Raw genomic sequence first — 20,390 nt, 5'->3', positions numbered from 1 at the left:
GAATGAAAATTTTATCCTTTAAATTCAATAATCAAGTGAAGTTTGGTCCAAAAGTAAAAAAAGAAGAAGCAGTTTGGGATGTGTTAGCAATTCAAGAAACGCTTCAAGTGCTACCATCGTTCCCGCAGACGATTATTGAAGGCATTGCATTAGGGTATGATTTTGTTGAAAAAATTAGAAGATTAGTAGAAGTAGCAGAAAAATCAGGAGAGGTTGAAAAGTTTAAATTACCATTTAGCAAAATTGAATGGTTATCGCCAATTCCAAGAACTCCAAAAAATATTATTTGTGTAGCCAAAAATTATGATGAACATGCAAAGGAAATGGGAGTGGAAGCTGCTCCATCTGATTTAGTCATTTTCACAAAGTCACCGACAACGATTGCTGCAGACCACGAAGTTTTACCAGTGCATGAAGGAAAAACGGACTCTCTTGACTATGAAGGAGAGTTGGCAGTTGTCATTGGCAAATTCGGAAAAGATATACCTGAAAAATTAGCTTATGATTATATTTTTGGGTATACGATTGCTAATGATATCACAGCCCGTGATATTCAACAGAGACACCAACAATATTTTTTAGGTAAAAGTTTGGATGCTACTTGCCCAATGGGGCCATACATTGTAACGAAAGATGAGATTCCAAATCCCCAAAACTTGACGATTGTAACGAAAGTGAATGGGGAAGTTCGCCAAAATGGAAATACAGGAGATATGATGTTCCCAGTAGATCGGTTGGTTTCGATTATTTCTCACCATGTTCCACTAGAACCTGGCGACGTTATTTTAACAGGGACTCCTGCCGGGGTAGGGAAAGGAATGAATCCTCCACAATTTATAAAAGCTGGAGATGAAGTGAAGATATCGATTGAAGGCATTGGTACATTAACAAATCGTTTTGAATCAAATTAAAAAAATGGATACGAAATTGAATCCGCAATGATTGCATTCACTGTGATGACTTGCGGATTCTTTTACTGTATTAAAATAAATACAAAATAAAAAGAAGTATTATATTTGAATAGAAACTATTCACGTGTTAGGATAATCTATGAAATATACGATGAGGTGGGAAGTAGATGGATTTTTTAACAAGTTCAACGCATTTACACATTACAACGTGGTTTATTGGAATTATATTGTTTTTAATTGCTGCCATTAAACCAAATAAAGGATTGCAAATGGCATTACGCTTATTTTACATCCTTATTATCATTACGGGTGGAGCTTTATTTATTGAAGCAATGGACTACGGTCAAGGCATGAATTATGGAATCAAATTTCTTTTAGGTATTTTAGTGATTGGTATGATGGAGATGATTCTTGTTCGTAAAGCTAAAGACAAACCCACAACAATATTTTGGGTTTTATTTGCAATATTCTTATTTTTAACGTTATTCTTTGGCTTTAAATTACCAATGGGAATGAATTTCTTAGCTTAATCATTCGTTCGTGCGCAAAGTATATTTTGTACTTTGCGTTTTTTTAGTTTGTAGATAGAAATTCTTACTCATTTACTCTAAAATGATTTCAATCAATATGAGAAAAATGAAAGGAAATGCGCTATGATTCCAATCGTTATGCTTGTATTTGTGATTGCTTTCATGATACTTTTCATTCTTTTTACATTTTTGCAAAAAACGAGTAATCATAGAAATGAAGAAATTCATTAGACTCGAAGATAAAAAGAACGAATAACCATGAGGGGTTCTTTATTTTTTTGTCACACTTTAGACAAAAAATAAGCGCATTTTATTAAACTTTTACGTTTTATTAGGAGTTGTATCTATATTTTTGGTAAAATGTCGTTGATTGGTTTAAAGGAGAGGAATTATGTTGAAACTCAGTAAATGGATTCGAACGACAGCAATGGCAACATTATTATTTGCAAGTTTCTCAACGCCTATCGCAAGCGCTGAAAAACCCCGTTCAATTGCTGATGAGAGTATATACGATTTATTAGTCGATCGTTATTTTAATGCGACGAATGAAAATGACGATATTTCGAAAACCGATCCAAAAAATCCAGCAAAATTCGCTGGTGGGGATTTTCAAGGGATTATAGATAAACTTTCTGACATTAAAGATTTGGGATTTACGATTGTTTCCATCGGCTCCGTCTTTGCAACAGAATCTTATGACGGTTCAATGGTGACAAGTTACCATCAATTGGAACCTAATTTTGGGACAGAAGAAGAGTTCAAAAAGTTGATTCAAATTGTGAAACAAAATGGCATGTCCATTATGGTAGATTTTCCGTTAACAAATGTAAGTGAAAATCATGAATGGGCTAAAGATCCTAAAAAAGCTTCTTGGATTGTAGGGACAGCAAACGGAAAACTTCGCTGGGATTTAAAAAATGAAGAAGTACAAAAGGCGCTAATTGATGCTGTTGTCCAATTTGCTTCTACATATGATGTTGATGGTATCCGTTTAACAAATCTCGATATTGCCGATACAGAATTTTTAAATGAGATGATTGATGCAATTAAATCAGTCAATGAACAAATTTATGTGATTTCAAATACTGAAAGCAATGCTCGATTTGATGCGAAATTTTATGATGAAGTAAGCCAAATTTTTAGCCATGCGTTTAAAAATATTGATGAAGATACATCCGATTTATTGAAACATTTTGAACCCTATGCAAAGGGAGAAGAGGAAATCCCTACGCAAATTATGATTGACAATGTAAATACAGATCGTTTTCTATATACAGCGGAAATTTATCCTCCAACTCGATTAAAAATGGCATTGGCAACAACTTTGCTACTTCCGGGCGTACCGGTTATGCAATATGGATCCGAGATTGCCATGAACGGTAAAGCTGGACCTGAAGCTCATCAAATTTATAACTTTAAAACGGAAACAGAATTAAAAAAATATATTGAAGATATCCAATTGTTGCGTAATAAATCGGAAACTCTACGCAGAGGAGATTTCAATCTAATTCAAAATAAAAATGGATTAATTGTTTTCCAGCGTTCTTCTGAGGATGAAAACTGGATTATTGTCATCAACAACACAGGAATGCGCGAAAAGATTGAAATTCCGAAAGAGTTTGTTGGAGAAAATAAAGAGCTTCGTGGAATGTTAAATAGTGAAATTTTCCGTGAAGGTGAAGACGGGATATTTAGAATTATCCAAGACCGAGAAGTTGTTGAAATTTATCAAGTGATTGATGAACAAGGTATCAATATTTCATATATTCTAGCGATGGCTTTCGTTTATATAATTTTCATTGTCTTTATCATTTCTTTAATTAAACGAGGAAAACGCAAACGTTCTCAAGGATAATTCAAAATTCAGCGAAATCAACTAGTTTTGATTTCGTTTTTTTTATGACTGAATAGCAAGGATGCCGAAGAAAAATGATGAGAAGATTATAGGTATTTTTGAAAATAACCCATTTGTAGAAAATTCATTGAGAAGATCCTAACTCTTATGTAATTAGGTTAATTTTCTTCTTTTCAATTCATACACTTCATTAAAGTCAATTGCAAGAAAGGGGACTCTCCCAAAATGGACATACTGGCCATTCAAAATCTACATGTTGGATTTCGAATAAATGATACATTTTATGATGCAGTGGATGGGGTTTCCTTCACATTAAAAAATAACGAAATTCTTGCAATTGTTGGGGAGTCGGGCTGTGGAAAGAGTACGCTTGCTACAGCCATCATCGGTCTCCACCATGAACAGAATGCGCGGGTGACGGGAAAAATCCTTTTTAGAGAACGCAATCTCTTGGAATGTTCAGAAGAGGAAATGAATCATATTCGCGGTGCAGAAATAGCAATGATTTTTCAAGATCCTTTATCCGCCTTGAATCCTTTAATGCGAATTGGTGATCAAATTGAAGAAGCGTTAACATATCATACTGACTATTCTCGTGATGAACGGGAAGAAAAGGTATTACAATTATTAAAACAAGTCGGTATATCAAAACCTGAACAAGTTGCTAGGCAATTTCCCCATCAATTATCCGGGGGAATGCGGCAACGGGTTATGATTGCAATAGCCATTTCTTGTAAACCGAAAATAATTATAGCTGATGAACCGACAACGGCTCTAGATGTGACGATACAGGCGCAAATTTTAGATTTATTGAAGGAATTGCAAAATGAAACAGAAGCAGGCATCATATTGATCACCCATGATTTAGGGGTTGTTGCAGAAATGGCCGATCGGGTGATGGTGATGTATGCGGGAGAAATCATTGAAGAAGCACCAGTACAAAAATTGTTTGCCAGTCCAAAGCATCCATATACGCGATTATTATTTAACTCGATGCCACAACTCCACTCCACAAATGAACGCCTCAACGCCATTGAAGGAATCGTTCCATCGTTAACCCACTTACCAAGAACAGGATGCAGATTTGCATCTCGCATTCCATGGATTCCAAAAGATGCTCATGAAGAACAACCGATATTCCACGAAATTTCAAAAGGGCATTTTGTGAAGTGCATATGCTGGAAGTATTTCAATTTTCAACATGAAAAAGCTCCATAAATCATTGAAGGAGGAAGCAGTTTGAGCTTCATGCAAATCATTGATTTAAAAGTGCATTATCCGATTCGGGGTGGATTTTTTAACTCCATCGTTGATTGGGTGTATGCGGTAGATGGTATAGATATGGAGTTCGAACAGGGGAAAACTTACGGGCTTGTGGGAGAGTCTGGATGTGGGAAATCGACAACGGGAAAAGTGATCATTGGCCTTGAGAAAATAACGTCGGGAAAAATCCTTTTTGAAGGGGAAGATGTGACGAAGGAGAGGAAATCTCGCACCTCCCATTTTCATCGAGAAGTGCAAATGATTTTTCAAGATTCCCATTCCAGTTTAAATCCGAGAAAACGGATTGCTGATATCCTTGCAGAACCGATTCGAAATTTTTTGAACTTAACTCCTAGGGAAGAAAGGAAAAAAATTGATGAACTTCTTGCGATAGTTGGCATGCCGGGCGATTCAAAAGAAAAATTTCCACATGAATTTTCAGGAGGACAAAAGCAGCGCATCAATATCGCAAGAGCCCTTGCAACGAATCCAAAGCTAATTATTGCTGATGAACCGGTTTCAGCTCTTGATTTATCTGTACAGGCACAAGTGCTCAATTTTATGAAAGATGTGCAGAAGGAATTTGGATTAACCTATTTGTTTATCTCCCATGATTTAGGAGTCGTCAAGCATATGTGTGACTATATTTTTATCATGTATAAAGGAAGGTTTGTGGAATGCGGTACAAAGCAGGATATTTACCAAAATCCAAAGCATCTTTACACGAAGCGATTGCTTAATTCCATTCCGGCGACAACTCCTTTGGGAAGGGAAAAAAGGAAATGGGCTCGACAAGAGTTTGAAAAAGTGTATGAAAAGCATATTCATAAAGCTTTTGATGAAAATGGACGAGTGTATGATTTAATTCCGATTTCCGATACCCATTACGTTTCGGCTTCGAGCGTAAAGGAGGTCGTATAGATGTGGAAAACCATTGTACGTCGTCTCATTCTTATGGTTCCACAACTGATTGCTTTAAGCATCATCGTGTTTGTGATGGCAAAGATGATGCCGGGGGATCCATTTACAGGTATGATTACACCCGAAACAGACCCAGCACGAATTGAAGAATTGAAGGAAGAATGGGGATTAAATGACCCTTTACCAATACAATATGTTCGCTGGGTAAAAAATGCGCTGCAAGGTGATTTCGGCAAGAGCTATACTTTTCAGCGGGATGTGACTTCTCTCATTGGGGAACGGGCGTTGAACACCTTTTGGCTATCCTTTGTCAGCGTCATTTTATTGTATCTAATAGCCATTCCTCTTGGGATTTTAGCGGGGCGATACCAACAGTCAAGGCTAGATAAATTTATTGTGTTTTATAGTTTCATCACCTATGCCATTCCAACGTTTGTACTTTCTCTGTTGTTTTTATATATATTCGGCTACAAATTGCAATGGTTTCCAACAAGCGGAAGCGTAGATATCGAAGTTGAACCAGGAACCATCCAGTACATATGGAACCGTTTTTATCACATCCTACTGCCAGCCATTACGTATGCCATTCTCGGTACGACCGGTGTGATTCAATATTTGCGTTCGGAAATCATCGATGCAAAAACAATGGATTATGTACGAACGGCCCGAAGCAAAGGCGTGCCGTTAAGGAAAATTTATACGAAGCACATTTTGCGAAATTCGTTTATTCCGATTGCAGCTTTTTTAGGATTTACCATTACCGGACTTCTTGGCGGATCTATATTTATTGAGACGATTTTCGGCTACCCAGGAATGGGACAATTATTTGTCAGTTCCATTGCCTCAAGGGATTATAGCGTCATTTGCGCTTTAGTGATGCTGTATGGTTTTTTAACATTGCTAGGCAGTTTGCTTTCCGACATTATTTTAAGTATTGTGGATCCTCGCATTCGAATTGAATAGTGAGGAGGGGATGGTGGAAAAATGAGACGTAAGAAGAAGCGATATCGAAAAAATGGTCGTCCACGAGGAATAGGTGTTGCTTTTCGGGAATTCCAAAAGGATAAAATCGCCTTGGTTTCGCTCTTTTTATTAGTTTTGTTCATTCTATTTGTTTTTATAGCATCTTTCTTCATTGATCAAGAGCAGTTGATGCGCATTAATTTGTACGACCGTTATAGTCGGCCGGGAGAGAAGTACTGGTTAGGTGCAGATCAGGGCGGAAAAGATATTTTGGGACAACTAATCATTGGCGCCAGAAACTCCGTATCCATTGCTCTTGCTATCACGCTTATCACTGGTTTTATAGGCATTGTGGTAGGTCTCATTTGTGGTTATTTCGGCGGCTGGGTGGATTATATCATCATGAGAATCATTGATTTTTTCGTAACGATTCCTTCATTGTTATTTATCATTGTCTTTGTAACCCTTGTGCCAAAATATTCGGTAACCTCTTTCATTCTGATTATGAGCCTCTTTTTATGGACGGGAACAGCCCGGCTTGTTCGTTCAAAGGCATTATCAGAAAGCAAAAGGGATTATGTGAGCGCATCGAAGACACTTGGAACGAGCGATTTTGTCATACTTCGGAGGGAAGTGGCGCCAAATTTAAGTTCATTATTAATTGTTGAGTTAACATTGAATTTTGCGGGCAACGTCGGCATTGAAACTGGTCTTTCCTATTTAGGATTTGGCTTGCCGCCCACAACCCCTTCATTAGGGACCTTAGTGAGCTATGCCAATAATCCAGCCGTATTGCAACAATATTGGTGGGTATGGCTTCCGGCATCTTTATTAATTTTATTCATGATGCTTGCCATCAATTATATCGGCCAAGCTTTAAGGAGATCGGTGGATGTGAAGCAGCGATTGGGATAATGGATGATGTCAATGAATTGTTTTATTTATTGATAAATATTAACTAAAACAGCACCAAGGGAGGACATCATGAGAAACATATTATTACTCTGCATCACGATTATCATCATAACAGCACTAATGAATTCGAATGTTTATTCAAAAAATGTCACATTGCCGACTTCCGTTACAAATGAAGGAACACCAATCAAAGGAGGTATTTTAAAAGTAGGGATTGTGAAAGATGAACCTTTCCAAGGAGTGTTTTTGGCTGAACTCTATGAAAACCGCTACGATGCTGCCATTATGAGCTATGCATCAAATGCCATTTTTGAAATGGATGGCGATTTTTTAATCAATGATGAGGGCATTGCATCCATGATAGTGGATCAGGAAGAGAATAAAGTGACCATTACGATTCGTGAAGGTGTACGGTGGTCCGATGGTGAGCCACTCAAAATAGAAGATTTGATTTTGCCTTACGAAATTATTGCCCATCCTGATTATACGGGCGTCCGATATGATACGGAATTCAAGAATATTATCGGGGTGGAAGAATACCACGAAGGAAAAGCGAAAACCATCTCCGGCATCCGAAAAATTAATGAGCGTACGTTAGAAATCCGATTTAAAAAGTTATCGCCTGCGATATTTTCCGGTGGGGACGGTTTATGGACGTATGCGGCACCAAGTCATCAATTAAAAGGCATTCCTGTGAAGAAGTTAATTGAAAGCGACGCCGTTCGAAAAAATCCTGTGACACTCGGACCATTCCAGTTTCATAAAATTGTTCCTGGGGAATCTGTGCAATTTGTGAAAAATCCATACTATTGGAAAGGCGAACCGAAATTGGACGGCGTCTTTGTGGAGGTTGTTCCATCCAGCTCAGTATCTGTTGCGATTGGGGCTGGAAAGTATGATATTGTGTCGGGATTCACTGCAACAAAATGGCCGGAAATCCAGAAGTTCAACAACATTGATATTTTAGGGCGGCCAGAATTATATTATTCCTATTTAGGATTTAAGCTGGGAAAATGGGACCCGAAAAAGAGAGAAGTGGTGACAGATTTAAATTCCACACCTGTGGGAGATCAGGCTTTAAGACAAGCGATGGGATATGCGTTGGATGTGGAAGCGGTTTGCGAAGTGCTCTTTTTCAATTTCCGTCAACGGGCCAATTCATTGATTCCTCCAGCGTTTAAAACTTACCATGATGCTATGCTGAAAGGATATACGTATAATCCCGAAAAGGCAAAAAAGATTTTAGACAAGGCAGGTTACATCGATATTGACGGGGATGGCTTCCGGGAAGACACAAAGGGAAATAAGCTGGAAATCAAGTTTGCAACAATGGCAGGAGATACCATTCAAGATGAAATTGCCGCTTACTATTTACAAAATTGGCGGGATGTTGGATTAAATGTCACTTTAACGACAGGAAGATCGATTGAAGTGAATGCTTTTTACGATAAAGTGGAGGCCGATGATCCGGAAATCCATGTCTTTATGGCTGCATGGGGAACGGGGACAAATCCTTCGCCATCAGGATTGTACGGCAAATCCGATGCCTTTAACTTTAGCCGTTTTACGTCTGACTTTTTAGAGGAAACGATTCAAAAAATCGACTCTCCAGAAGCGTTTGATCAATCATATCGTGCAGAACAGTTTCGGATTTGGCAGCAATATATGGCAGAACAAGCTCCCGTCATCCCACTCCAATTTAGCTATGAGATTGTTCCGGTAAATAAGCGGGTGAAAAATTACAGCATCGATTTTGAAAATCCGACTGAACTGCATGAGATTGAATTATTGGCAAAAGAGCCGATCAAGAGTAAATAATGGACAACGGTCATTATGTCCACTAAATCAGAAGACATTGTCACAAATACTGTGGATATAGCACAAAATCAAAAGCACCTTCGTCAATCCGGGAAGGTGCTTTAAACATTTATTCTTGATAATCTTTATCCGTAAAGAAGATCGCCAATGTGCCAGGGCCGGAATGGGAACCAATCACAGCGCCCACCATCGTGACATCAAAGCCTTTTGGACGGAGCTTGTCTTCAATCAACTTTTTCACTTCTTCCACCGTATCCAAATCATCCCCGTGGGAGATTCCGACGATTTTATCCGAAAAATCTCCGCCGCGTTCAGCCATGATATCAACCATCCGGGCAAGGGCTTTTTTTCTTCCCCTTATTTTTTCAAGGGGAATGAGCTTCCCGTCCTCCACATGCAGGATGGGCTTGATGCTCAATAAGCCGCCGAAAAACGCGCTTGATTTTGAAATGCGTCCGCCTCTTGCCAAGTAATCCAGATTTTCCACGGTGAAAATATGTTGCATATGTTTTGCGTAATTTTCCACTTTTTCAACGAGCTCATCGAAAGGGACTCCAGCATCTCTCAATTCTACGGCTTTTTTCACAACAAGGCCTTGTCCAAGGGAAGCACATTTCGTATCAATGATTTTTAATTTGAAATCCGGATACTTTTCCTGCAATTGTTCGGCAATCATGACAGCCGTGTTGTAAGTGCCGGACAGTTGGGAAGAAAAGCTGATATAAACCACTTCTTCACCGCTTTGGGCGTATTTTTCGAAGGTATTGTAGAACATTTCAGGCGATACTTGGGAAGTTTTCGGTGCAGCGCCTTTTCTCATTTCATCGTAAACTTCTTTTGGATCGATGCCGATGACATCATCATATTCTGTATCATTGAGGTGGACTCTCAGCGGGAAAAAGACCACATTATGCTCATCATAATAAGCTTTTGGCAAATCGCTTGCACTATCTGTGAATAGAATCATTTTACTCTCCTTTCCATCCTTTATAAAATACCCTTCTCAAAAATTGGTAAGTAAGGGTGCCTCATGATGGAATCATGTTAAGATAATTTTAATCTTTCTGATAAGAAATTTGCAATGCCATCTTCGTTGTTTGTTCCAGTCACTTCGTTGGCGATGCTTTTTAATTCGTTGATGCCGTTGCCCATTGCAACCCCGATGCCGGCATATTCAACCATTTCCAAGTCGTTGTCTTCATCCCCAAAGGCGATGATGCGGTCCCTTGGGATGCCCAAATCTTTTGCAATGAGGGAAACGCCGACCGCTTTATTTAATCCTTTCCGCACCACTTCGATAATATTGAAAGGTGCTCCCCAACGCCGATGTTCAATGAGTTCCGCATGCACCTCCTGCAAATGTCGGCGGATCAAAGGCACGTTGTTTTCATTGGCGTGGATGAGCAAACTTGTTGGATTTTCATTCAAGTTGCCGCGCAAATTTCCGATGGTCACTTTGGGATCTCCCATTTTGAAAATGTTCATCATTGTCGGAGCTTCCACATGTATATACACATCATCAATGACTTCGGCAATTAAGTTTTCATACGGGTATTTATCCACTGAATCAATGACGTCGTGCACCACCCGCATATCGATGGGGGAGTGGATGGCCTGCCAAGATGGATTTTTTGGATGGTGTATATAAGCTCCGTTGAAATTGACAATCGGAGTGGTTAATCCCAATTCCTGATAATAAATATTGCTCGCCCGGAATGGTCTTCCTGTGGCGATCATGATGAGATGGCCGGCTTCTTTCGCCTTCATCAAGGTTTGTTTGGTTTTCGGCGAAATGGTATGATTGTCCGTCAATAGAGTGCCATCCAGGTCCAAAACAATTAGATGTTGTTTCATGGAAAATCCCCTTTCTGTCTTTACGATTTTATCGCGACGATGGGAGTTCGTCAAAATTTTGTCACCAGTTATAATTTTTGGTAACATAATTGATTAGAGAGAGTTGTTGAGGAGTGAAGCGTTAATGTTAATAGATGAAGAATTATGGCAGGATATTCCGCTGATTCATTTTTATAATGAAGAAATGAATGAATGTTCACCCGTTCTCATTTTTTTACATGGATTTACAAGTGCGAAAGAACACAACTTACATTATGCCTATCAACTAGTGAAAAAAGGGGTTCGCGTGATTTTGCCGGATGCCCTATTGCATGGCGACAGATGCGAGGGATTATCCGAAGAAAAAATGAATTTGCAATTTTGGAACATCGTTTTGAATTCTATACATGAGGTTGGGGAGTTATACAATGAAATTCGATCCCGTTTCCAACCGAAAAAATTGGGTATTGCAGGAACAAGCATGGGCGGAATTACAACATGCGGCTGTTTGAAGAAATATGATTGGATTGATGCAGCCGGCATTTGCATGGGTGCACCGGGATACAACGTCTTTGCGGATTATCAGCTGGTGGAGTTTGAAAAAGCGGGGATTCCGCTTCCTTTGAGCGATGAGCAAATCGAACAGATACATACCGCTCTTTCTGAATATGATATATCAAAAACGCCGGAACGATTAAACAATCGCCCTGTGATATTCTGGCATGGAAAAAGAGATGTGACCGTCCCTATGGAAAATGCGGTACATTTTTATGAACAGGCCCGTCCATACTATCAACAGCCGGAACATTTGCAGTTGATTATTGATGAAAACCAGGGGCATAGAGTGAATCGGGAAGGGATGCTGAAAGTGACCGACTTCCTTGCTAAACATTTGACAGAAGACGAAACTTTTGTATTTTAATTTTTAATATAGTATGATGATTGAGAACAGTTATCATTTTCGGATTGAAAGGAGCGATGGCTGATGGCAATGGATGCGGATATGAAAGAAAGTATTCTTGGTGCTTTGGAAAACGTCATTGACCCTGAATTGGGAATCGATATTGTCAATCTCGGTTTGGTATATGATGTGGATATGGATGATGAAGGTGTCTGCAAAATTACCATGACACTGACTTCATTGGGCTGTCCGCTTGGTCCAATTATTGTGGATCAAATTAAAACGGTGTTGAGCGAACTTCCAGAAATTAAAGATGTGGATGTCAATATTGTATGGAATCCGCCATGGAATAAAGATATGATGTCCCGCTACGCAAAAATGGCATTGGGAATCCGATGATTGCAGTAATCAAACGGATGTATTGAATCATATAATTTGGTTAAAATATAAGCACGAAAAAGGCATTTCCGGCACCTCGTTTGATTGTAAATGCAGAGCGAATTGGGAAAACGTTGAGTTTTCCGGTTCGCTCTTTTTGTTTGGGATGAAAACGGGCATGCAACAAAATTGCCAATTTTATTTCTCATTTTTTTAACAGACACTTTCATCTTTTTTCGCAACTTCTTAGTAAAGTAATAAGCGTATAACTTATTCTAGTAATCTGTTGGAAGGAGTCTTATCAGAATGAAGAAATTATTGACACTCATGATGTTGCTCGCTTTGTTCACATTGGCTGCTTGTGGACAATCAGATGATGCAAGTAGCGATTCAAAAAATGCAAATGACGACACAAAACAAACGGAAGTAAGCAAAGACAAACAAAATAAAGAAGATGAGAAAGTTGCCGTATCCAAACCGGATGCACGCCTTCAAGAACCGACTGCCGAAATGTGAAATGTGGTTTTATTGAATCAAATCGATCAACAAACCAATAAAACCGCCAAACAGCTGTTGGTGGATGAAACACCGGCAACCCAATTTGAAAGGGACAAAGCCTTCCATTTTCAATTTCATTTGCCTCAGCTCATCATTGGATTGATTCTTACAATCGGATGCATCGCTATTTGGAGAAGGAGTGTCCTAATATGAAATGGAAAACGTTTATTTTCATTTTATCATTGAGCTTGTTTTTAGTCGGCTGCTCGGAAAAAGCCTATGAGCCGAAAGAAATCAATGTGGAAACGGATATTTGCAAAGTGTGCAACATAGGGATTGCCCATGAAGATTATGCGGCGGAACTGATTTTTAAAAACGGTGATTATGAAGTGTTCGATGATTTGGGATGTTTGGTGGAATTTTAGAAAGATGTCGACGAATCGGAAGTGGGTGCCGCTTATATAAAAAGTGCTAAGGGCAACGAATGGCTTCCTGTGGAAGATGCAACCTATGTTTATTCCAAAGACTATTGGACACCGATGAATTATGGTGTGCTCGCCTTCCCTTCCAAAGTTGCTGCGGAACAATACATGGAAGAGAATGGTGAAGACGAAGTATATTCCTTTGAACAATTGGACGATTTTCAATGGGGAATCCATTTCTGATGCTGGGCAAATTCATTTTGTTCGAATGGAAACAAATGATTGGAGTGACGGGGCGAGTGCTCCTGTCGCGCACGCTTAGTCGCAAAGCGGAGCAAGTTCAAGGAAGTAAATTCAAAGCTTTCCTGCGACGAGCCCTCTCGAGACCCCGCAGGAGCGAAGGATTGAATCAGAGGAGGCTCGAGCCCAATGTCATCAACTTAAGATTACATTTAATGGAAGTTTATTTGAAAATTAATCTTTAATTTAACATTCACAAAAATAGGTAAAAGGACTCTTGTATTTTATAAAAAACCACCAAAATCGTTTTAGATACCAATTTTTGGTTAATAAAACGAGGATGGTGGTTTTTTTGAAAACGAAAAGTACTTTTTTAGGCGCAATTGAGATTACTCGAAAGATGCTGAATGATGTGATGTTTATGCTTGAATCTCGGACAAAAGAAACGTATTTTACACGAAAAGAAAAGAAGTTAAATTTTAAAAATACTATTCTATTTAGCTTAAACTTTGTTAAAAAGAGCCTCCAAATTGAACTTGACGACTTTTTCGACAAATTTAATTTATCAGAAATTAGTATTTCCAAACAAGGCTATTCAGCCGCACGAAAAAAGATTTCTCCTCTCGCTTTTGTAAAACTTACAAAAGCGATTGTGAATTGGTATTATGAAGAAAATTCCTTTAAAACTTATCGTGGATTTAGACTTTGCGCAATCGATGGAAGTGTGCTCCAAATCCCTGATACTGAGGAGCTTCGAAATTATTTTGGGTATGGAAAAAATCATAAGACAAGTTATGCAAGAGCTAGTGCCTCTTGTATTTACGATCTTGAGAATGGAATCATTATTACTTCTAGAATCAATCCATATAAGGTAGCTGAGCGAGATAGTGCAAAGGATATGATTGAAGAACTCGTACAAATTGGATTAAAAAATGATCTTTTTTTATTTGATCGAGGGTATCCATCGAGAGATTTTATTGCCTATTTAGATGCCCTTGGTATCAAATATGTGATGCGATGTCAAAAAAATACGATAAAGGAAATTGTCGAAGCGAAAGATGCTGATCAAAACATTCATATAATACATAGGAAACAAGTGATTACTGCTCGTGTAGTTAGATTCCCACTGGATTCTGGCACGGAAGAAATACTTGTCACAAATTTAACCGAGGAAGAGTTTGGTATCTCTGAGTTTAAATCTCTTTATTTTAAACGCTGGGGAATTGAAACAGAATATAATGATGTGAAAAATAAAATCGAAATAGAAAATTTCACGGGTAGTTCGAAAATCGCAATTGAACAAGATTTCTATGCATCAATATATTTATCGAATATGGTCAGTTTATTGAGAAATGATGCCAATGAAACAATTAATGAGGAGAGTAAGAAAAAAAGACGAAAACATGATTATCAAGTAAACACAAATATCTTAATAGGAAAATTAAAAGATAGGATGGTTCACTTATTATTAGAAGATTGTCCAATCAAAAGAGAGAGAATGTTTACAAAAATCATGAAAGTGATTATAAGAAATAAGACACCTATTCGATCTGGGAGAAGCTACCCACGAAGGAATGGTCTGTCCTCAACAAAGTATCCCCTAAACCAAAAAAGGTGTCTATAAACAATACATAGGATAAATATAACCTATTTGTTTATTAAATGTAAATAAATTAGGGGCTTAAAAAAATAAAAATTTAAGCCCCGGGCATCCTATTGCCTTTTTTAGCCGATTTTAGAAAATTATCAACACTTTGTAGGTTGAATAGTATTTTTAAAAGTAGACAGCTAGATGGTTGCCTACTAACTGTAAATTATTGGTTGTATAAGTTTCTGACATTGGGCTCGAGCCCAATGTCATCAACTTAAGATTACATTTAATGGAAGTTTATTTGAAAATTAATCTTTAATTTAACATTCACAAAAATAGGTAAAAGGACTCTTGTATTTTATAAAAAACCACCAAAATCGTTTTAGATACCAATTTTTGGTTAATAAAACGAGGATGGTGGTTTTTTTGAAAACGAAAAGTACTTTTTTAGGCGCAATTGAGATTACTCGAAAGATGCTGAATGATGTGATGTTTATGCTTGAATCTCGGACAAAAGAAACGTATTTTACACGAAAAGAAAAGAAGTTAAATTTTAAAAATACTATTCTATTTAGCTTAAACTTTGTTAAAAAGAGCCTCCAAATTGAACTTGACGACTTTTTCGACAAATTTAATTTATCAGAAATTAGTATTTCCAAACAAGGCTATTCAGCCGCACGAAAAAAGATTTCTCCTCTCGCTTTTGTAAAACTTACAAAAGCGATTGTGAATTGGTATTATGAAGAAAATTCCTTTAAAACTTATCGTGGATTTAGACTTTGCGCAATCGATGGAAGTGTGCTCCAAATCCCTGATACTGAGGAGCTTCGAAATTATTTTGGGTATGGAAAAAATCATAAGACAAGTTATGCAAGAGCTAGTGCCTCTTGTATTTACGATCTTGAGAATGGAATCATTATTACTTCTAGAATCAATCCATATAAGGTAGCTGAGCGAGATAGTGCAAAGGATATGATTGAAGAACTCGTACAAATTGGATTAAAAAATGATCTTTTTTTATTTGATCGAGGGTATCCATCGAGAGATTTTATTGCCTATTTAGATGCCCTTGGTATCAAATATGTGATGCGATGTCAAAAAAATACGATAAAGGAAATTGTCGAAGCGAAAGATGCTGATCAAAACATTCATATAATACATAGGAAACAAGTGATTACTGCTCGTGTAGTTAGATTCCCACTGGATTCTGGCACGGAAGAAATACTTGTCACAAATTTAACCGAGGAAGAGTTTGGTATCTCTGAGTTTAAATCTCTTTATTTTAAACGCTGGGGAATTGAAACAGAATATAATGATGTGAAAAATAAAATCGAAATAGAAAATTTCACGGGTAGTTCGAAAATCGCAATTGAACAAGATTTCTATGCATCAATATATTTATCGAATATGGTCAGTTTATTGAGAAATGATGCCAATGAAACAATTAATGAGGAGAGTAAGAAAAAAAGACGAAAACATGATTATCAAGTAAACACAAATATCTTAATAGGAAAATTAAAAGATAGGATGGTTCACTTATTATTAGAAGATTGTCCAATCAAAAGAGAGAGAATGTTTACAAAAATCATGAAAGTGATTATAAGAAATAAGACACCTATTCGATCTGGGAGAAGCTACCCACGAAGGAATGGTCTGTCCTCAACAAAGTATCCCCTAAACCAAAAAAGGTGTCTATAAACAATACATAGGATAAATATAACCTATTTGTTTATTAAATGTAAATAAATTAGGGGCTTAAAAAAATAAAAATTTAAGCCCCGGGCATCCTATTGCCTTTTTTAGCCGATTTTAGAAAATTATCAACACTTTGTAGGTTGAATAGTATTTTTAAAAGTAGACAGCCAGATGGTTGCCTACTAACTGTAAATTATTGGTTGTATAAGTTTCTGACATTGGGCTCGAGCCGGGCCCTCGGAAAGCGTCCCCGGAACGGAAATCAATTCTTCAATTATCAAAAAAACACCATTTTCTCCCGTGAGAAAATGGTGTTTTTTTATCTTTTGTCCCAGCCTCCATGTTCAATCAATGCGGCAAACGGATAGCGGACAGTTTTCGCAACATATTTCTTTCTTCAAATACTCTAAATTGTGAATGGTAATGATGCTTTTATCAAATGAAATAACTCCTTGTTTTTTTAGATCATTCAGCATACGATTCACCATTTCTCGACTTGTGGAGCAAAGATTGGCAAGATCCGAATTCGTTAAATTGAAATCAATGTAAAGATCGTTGTTTTCATTCAATTTGCCGTAAGTATTGGCAAGTCGAATGAGGGTTGAGTAAAGAGCCCCTTTTTTACCGTGCATCACTAAATCCCGTAAAATACTTTGGGTTTTCAGATGTTCATTTTGTAGCCATTTAATATATTCAATCATTAATGTCGGTTGCTCAGTTAAAAGCATTTCTAATGAATCTTTTTTCATGGACAAAAGTTCAGTATTCATCATTGCTTTAGCAGTCATTGTATGATTGATAGGAGGACCAAAAACAGAACATTCACCGATCATGGAGTTAGGACCACAAATTCTTAGCGTTAATTCTTTACCGCTTTCTGTTTCTTTGCTTAATTGTACAGCTCCTTTTTGAATAAGATAAAGTTCTTCTGCATTTTCACCTTCCTGGAAGATTTGATTTCCTTTATCTATTTTCAATAACAGACCATGTTCTGCAAATAGCGAATAAAAATTCATAGGAACCATATCGACTAAGACCATGCTATTCATCACATCCTTAATAATGATGTTAATTTGTCGGTTCCATTCAACGACACACATTAAACCTATATATATAATACCACATTAATCTGTTATTTTTTTGAATAATTTTGGAGATATTTTTTGCATTTCCATAATCGTAATCTTATAATCAAGTTAGTCAAAGAAGGTCAAACTGTTTTGAAGAGGTGGGTTGTATGCAATTACAACAGGAAGATAATCGTAATGCATTAGAAAAATTTGGTCGCAATTTAAATGAAGAAGTAAAAAAAGGGAAAATTGATCCTGTTATTGGTCGCGACGAGGAAATTCGAAATGTGATTCGTATTTTATCCAGAAAAACGAAAAACAATCCAGTGTTAATTGGAGAACCTGGCGTTGGGAAAACCGCAATCGTTGAAGGGCTGGCTCAACGAATTGTTCGTAAAGATGTGCCAGAAGGATTGAAAGATTGCATTCTTTGGGAATTGGATATGAGTTCATTGATTGCTGGAGCTAGTTTCCGTGGTCAATTCGAGGAACGTTTAAAAAGCGTATTAAAAGAAATTCGAGAATCAGATGGGCGCATTATTTTATTTATTGATGAGATTCATACGATTGTTGGTGCAGGTAGAGCAGAAGGTTCAATGGATGCTGGGAATATTTTAAAGCCAATGCTTGCTCGTGGTGAGCTTCATTGTATCGGGGCGACTACGTTAGATGAATATCGTAAATATATTGAAAAAGATCCAGCTTTAGAACGAAGATTCCAACAAGTGATGGTGAGAGAACCATCTGTTGAAGATACGATTTCGATATTGAGGGGCTTAAAAGAACGTTTTGAATTGCATCACGGAGTAAGAATTCATGACCGGGCGATTATCGCTGCTTCTCAGCTTTCCAATCGCTATATTACAGATCGCTTTTTACCGGACAAAGCCATTGATTTAATTGATGAAGCTTGTGCGATGATTCGTACGGAAATCGATTCCATGCCCCAAGAATTGGATGATGTGACTCGCCGCGTGATGCAACTGGAAATAGAAGAACAAGCGTTAATGAAAGAAAAGGACGAGGCGAGTAAAAAACGGTTGGAAGCTCTGAGGGAAGAATTAAAAGAATTAAAAGAAGAACAGGCGGAACTCCAAAAGAAATGGCAGTTTGAAAAAGAAGGATTGGAACAGCTTCAAAAGAAACGGGAAATATTGGATGAATACCGCCGCCAGTTGGAAGCTGCGGAAAGCAAGTACGATTTGAATAAAGCGGCGGAACTTCGCCACGGAAAAATCCCGGCTGTGGAAAAAGAAATCAAACAATTGGAAGAAGCGTTGGCAAATGCTTCAGAAAATCGGATTTTAAGAGAAGAAGTTACGGCAGAAGAAATTGCAACAATTGTTTCTCGATGGACGGGAATTCCAGTTACAAAATTAGTCGAAGGTGAACGGGAAAAATTATTGCGTTTAAAAGATACTCTCCATGAAAGAGTCGTTGGGCAAGATGAAGCGGTGAAACTCGTGACAGAAGCTGTATGGCGTGCACGTGCTGGCATTAAAGATCCTTACCGTCCAATCGGTTCCTTCATTTTCCTTGGTCCAACTGGAGTAGGGAAAACGGAGCTTGCAAAAGCATTAGCAGCTCAATTGTTTGATTCGGAAAATCATTTTATTCGTATCGATATGAGTGAATATATGGAAAAACATAGTGTATCCCGATTAGTTGGTGCACCTCCAGGGTATGTTGGCTATGAAGAGGGCGGACAATTGACTGAAGCGGTACGTCGCAATCCTTATTCTGTTATTTTATTAGATGAAATTGAAAAAGCCCATCCAGATGTGGCAAATATTTTGCTTCAAATTTTAGATGATGGTCGGATTACGGATAGCCAAGGGCGTCTTGTTAACTTTACGAATACGGTTATCATTATGACATCCAATATCGGTTCTCAGTACTTATTGGAAGCAGGCTCTCATTTTGACGAAAATGTTGAAAACGTTGTAATGAGAGAACTTCGAAAACATTTCAAGCCAGAATTGTTAAACCGGATAGATGATATTATTTTATTCCATGCATTGACGGATGAACACTTTACTACAATCGCTTGGAAATACATTAAACAATTGCAACAACGAGTAGCTGAAAATGAAATTACGCTAATCGTGGATGATGAAGTGGTAAATTGGGTCGTAGAAAACGGTATTGATCCGCAATTTGGTGCAAGACCATTAAAACGATTTGTGCAACGACATGTTGAAACGGCTGTGGCAAGAGAGTTGTTAAAGGGAGAAATTCTTCCAGGCGAGACGATGAGGGTTTCCTTAACAGAAGGTCAATTAGTAGTAGCAAAAGGTGAATAAAGTACGTGGGGAAACGGCTTGAGCTCTTTTTTGCTCAGCCGTTTTTTAAGAAAAGGCGAAAATAAAATGGGTTATTTTATATGTTGCTACGAACTTCTTAGACCCCATTTTGTTTGGCTAATATGTTCAAAGGAATGACTAATATCCTCCTTGGATTGACTATTATAAGTTCGATTGTGACTAATATTTCTGAATATTATTAATATTCAACTGTATGACTATAATCCATTTTTTCCTTGGTTATTATGTACAAGCGAATGCCTATATCAAAAATTTGAGATAA

Annotated in this window: 19 protein-coding genes; 16 read left to right on the top strand and 3 right to left on the bottom strand. The window is 37.7% G+C overall.

Annotated features, from left to right (window positions below):
* The first annotated feature begins 2 nt into the window (after positions 1-2).
* The 8 genes from NSU17_RS04190 to NSU17_RS04155 all read left to right on the top strand — a co-directional run bounded on the left by NSU17_RS04190 (position 3) and on the right by NSU17_RS04155 (position 9,176).
* Positions 3-911, top strand: a complete 909-nt coding sequence (locus NSU17_RS04190; RefSeq protein ID WP_340434545.1) for a fumarylacetoacetate hydrolase family protein — start codon at positions 3-5, stop codon at positions 909-911.
* A gap of 167 nt (positions 912-1,078) precedes the next feature.
* A complete protein-coding gene (locus NSU17_RS04185) occupies positions 1,079-1,441 on the top strand; it encodes a DUF1516 family protein (RefSeq protein WP_340434547.1) in 363 nt (120 codons plus the stop codon).
* A 391-nt stretch (positions 1,442-1,832) separates the two neighbouring features.
* Complete coding sequence (locus NSU17_RS04180; protein ID WP_340704357.1) at positions 1,833-3,296, top strand: alpha-amylase family glycosyl hydrolase; 1,464 nt, start codon at positions 1,833-1,835, stop codon at positions 3,294-3,296.
* A gap of 225 nt (positions 3,297-3,521) precedes the next feature.
* A complete protein-coding gene (locus NSU17_RS04175; protein WP_340704356.1) occupies positions 3,522-4,514 on the top strand; it encodes an ABC transporter ATP-binding protein in 993 nt (330 codons plus the stop codon).
* Positions 4,515-4,535: 21 nt separating this feature from the next.
* Complete coding sequence (locus NSU17_RS04170; protein ID WP_340704355.1) at positions 4,536-5,480, top strand: ATP-binding cassette domain-containing protein; 945 nt, start codon at positions 4,536-4,538, stop codon at positions 5,478-5,480.
* Positions 5,481-6,443, top strand: a complete 963-nt coding sequence (gene opp4B, locus NSU17_RS04165; RefSeq protein WP_340704354.1) for an oligopeptide ABC transporter permease — start codon at positions 5,481-5,483, stop codon at positions 6,441-6,443.
* A gap of 21 nt (positions 6,444-6,464) precedes the next feature.
* Entirely contained in the window at positions 6,465-7,358 is an 894-nt protein-coding gene (locus tag NSU17_RS04160; protein ID WP_340704353.1) for an ABC transporter permease, read from the top strand.
* A 69-nt stretch (positions 7,359-7,427) separates the two neighbouring features.
* On the top strand, positions 7,428-9,176 hold the full coding sequence (locus NSU17_RS04155) for an oligopeptide ABC transporter substrate-binding protein (RefSeq protein ID WP_340704352.1): 1,749 nt from the start codon (positions 7,428-7,430) through the stop codon (positions 9,174-9,176).
* Between the two features lie 109 nt (positions 9,177-9,285).
* Here the strand turns inward: NSU17_RS04155 and NSU17_RS04150 are convergent, their stop codons facing one another.
* On the bottom strand, positions 9,286-10,143 hold the full coding sequence (locus tag NSU17_RS04150; protein WP_340704351.1) for a DegV family protein: 858 nt from the start codon (positions 10,141-10,143) through the stop codon (positions 9,286-9,288).
* A 77-nt stretch (positions 10,144-10,220) separates the two neighbouring features.
* Positions 10,221-11,030, bottom strand: coding sequence for a Cof-type HAD-IIB family hydrolase (locus NSU17_RS04145; protein ID WP_340704350.1), 810 nt, complete (start codon positions 11,028-11,030; stop codon positions 10,221-10,223).
* 124 nt (positions 11,031-11,154) lie between these two features.
* On the opposite strand from NSU17_RS04145, the gene NSU17_RS04140 reads away from it, so the two are divergent.
* The 7 genes from NSU17_RS04140 to NSU17_RS04110 all read left to right on the top strand — a co-directional run bounded on the left by NSU17_RS04140 (position 11,155) and on the right by NSU17_RS04110 (position 16,737).
* The gene (locus NSU17_RS04140) at positions 11,155-11,931 is read left to right on the top strand and encodes a prolyl oligopeptidase family serine peptidase (protein WP_340704349.1); all 777 of its coding nucleotides are present in this window, start codon (positions 11,155-11,157) and stop codon (positions 11,929-11,931) included.
* A 69-nt stretch (positions 11,932-12,000) separates the two neighbouring features.
* The gene (locus NSU17_RS04135; protein WP_340705477.1) at positions 12,001-12,309 is read left to right on the top strand and encodes a metal-sulfur cluster assembly factor; all 309 of its coding nucleotides are present in this window, start codon (positions 12,001-12,003) and stop codon (positions 12,307-12,309) included.
* A 285-nt stretch (positions 12,310-12,594) separates the two neighbouring features.
* Positions 12,595-12,804: a hypothetical protein gene (locus tag NSU17_RS04130; RefSeq protein WP_340704348.1), complete on the top strand. Its 210-nt coding sequence runs from the start codon at positions 12,595-12,597 to the stop codon at positions 12,802-12,804.
* 191 nt (positions 12,805-12,995) lie between these two features.
* Positions 12,996-13,211 carry a hypothetical protein gene (locus NSU17_RS04125; protein ID WP_340704347.1) on the top strand — a complete coding sequence of 72 codons (216 nt, stop codon included), beginning with the start codon at positions 12,996-12,998 and terminating at the stop codon, positions 13,209-13,211.
* Between the two features lie 21 nt (positions 13,212-13,232).
* Positions 13,233-13,451, top strand: coding sequence for a nitrous oxide reductase accessory protein NosL (locus NSU17_RS04120; RefSeq protein WP_340704346.1), 219 nt, complete (start codon positions 13,233-13,235; stop codon positions 13,449-13,451).
* A 349-nt stretch (positions 13,452-13,800) separates the two neighbouring features.
* Positions 13,801-15,072, top strand: a complete 1,272-nt coding sequence (locus NSU17_RS04115; protein ID WP_340704345.1) for an IS4 family transposase — start codon at positions 13,801-13,803, stop codon at positions 15,070-15,072.
* Between the two features lie 393 nt (positions 15,073-15,465).
* Positions 15,466-16,737, top strand: coding sequence for an IS4 family transposase (locus NSU17_RS04110; protein ID WP_340704345.1), 1,272 nt, complete (start codon positions 15,466-15,468; stop codon positions 16,735-16,737).
* A 341-nt stretch (positions 16,738-17,078) separates the two neighbouring features.
* On the opposite strand, the gene NSU17_RS04105 is transcribed toward NSU17_RS04110, so the two are convergent.
* Positions 17,079-17,786, bottom strand: a complete 708-nt coding sequence (locus tag NSU17_RS04105; protein WP_445684087.1) for a Crp/Fnr family transcriptional regulator — start codon at positions 17,784-17,786, stop codon at positions 17,079-17,081.
* A gap of 185 nt (positions 17,787-17,971) precedes the next feature.
* Here NSU17_RS04105 and NSU17_RS04100 point away from each other — a divergent pair, with 185 nt between their 5' ends.
* Positions 17,972-20,107, top strand: coding sequence for an ATP-dependent Clp protease ATP-binding subunit (locus NSU17_RS04100; RefSeq protein ID WP_340704343.1), 2,136 nt, complete (start codon positions 17,972-17,974; stop codon positions 20,105-20,107).
* The last annotated feature ends 283 nt before the right edge of the window (positions 20,108-20,390 follow it).

Source organism: Ureibacillus sp. FSL K6-2830, from assembly GCF_038004145.1.
Classification (GTDB): domain Bacteria; phylum Bacillota; class Bacilli; order Bacillales_A; family Planococcaceae; genus Ureibacillus; species Ureibacillus thermosphaericus.
The sequence above is the reverse complement of the archived record's forward strand: the minus strand, read 5'-3'. Positions and strand labels throughout refer to the sequence as shown.

Coding starts and splice junctions, on each gene's coding strand:
- NSU17_RS04190 (WP_340434545.1), top strand. CDS start 3: ATGAAAATTTTATCCTTTAAATTCAATAATCAAGTGAAGTTTGGTCCA.
- NSU17_RS04185 (WP_340434547.1), top strand. CDS start 1,079: ATGGATTTTTTAACAAGTTCAACGCATTTACACATTACAACGTGGTTT.
- NSU17_RS04180 (WP_340704357.1), top strand. CDS start 1,833: ATGTTGAAACTCAGTAAATGGATTCGAACGACAGCAATGGCAACATTA.
- NSU17_RS04175 (WP_340704356.1), top strand. CDS start 3,522: ATGGACATACTGGCCATTCAAAATCTACATGTTGGATTTCGAATAAAT.
- opp4B (WP_340704354.1), top strand. CDS start 5,481: ATGTGGAAAACCATTGTACGTCGTCTCATTCTTATGGTTCCACAACTG.
- NSU17_RS04160 (WP_340704353.1), top strand. CDS start 6,465: ATGAGACGTAAGAAGAAGCGATATCGAAAAAATGGTCGTCCACGAGGA.
- NSU17_RS04155 (WP_340704352.1), top strand. CDS start 7,428: ATGAGAAACATATTATTACTCTGCATCACGATTATCATCATAACAGCA.
- NSU17_RS04150 (WP_340704351.1), bottom strand. CDS start 10,143: ATGATTCTATTCACAGATAGTGCAAGCGATTTGCCAAAAGCTTATTAT.
- NSU17_RS04145 (WP_340704350.1), bottom strand. CDS start 11,030: ATGAAACAACATCTAATTGTTTTGGACCTGGATGGCACTCTATTGACG.
- NSU17_RS04140 (WP_340704349.1), top strand. CDS start 11,155: ATGTTAATAGATGAAGAATTATGGCAGGATATTCCGCTGATTCATTTT.
- NSU17_RS04135 (WP_340705477.1), top strand. CDS start 12,001: ATGGATGCGGATATGAAAGAAAGTATTCTTGGTGCTTTGGAAAACGTC.
- NSU17_RS04130 (WP_340704348.1), top strand. CDS start 12,595: ATGAAGAAATTATTGACACTCATGATGTTGCTCGCTTTGTTCACATTG.
- NSU17_RS04125 (WP_340704347.1), top strand. CDS start 12,996: ATGAAATGGAAAACGTTTATTTTCATTTTATCATTGAGCTTGTTTTTA.
- NSU17_RS04100 (WP_340704343.1), top strand. CDS start 17,972: ATGCAATTACAACAGGAAGATAATCGTAATGCATTAGAAAAATTTGGT.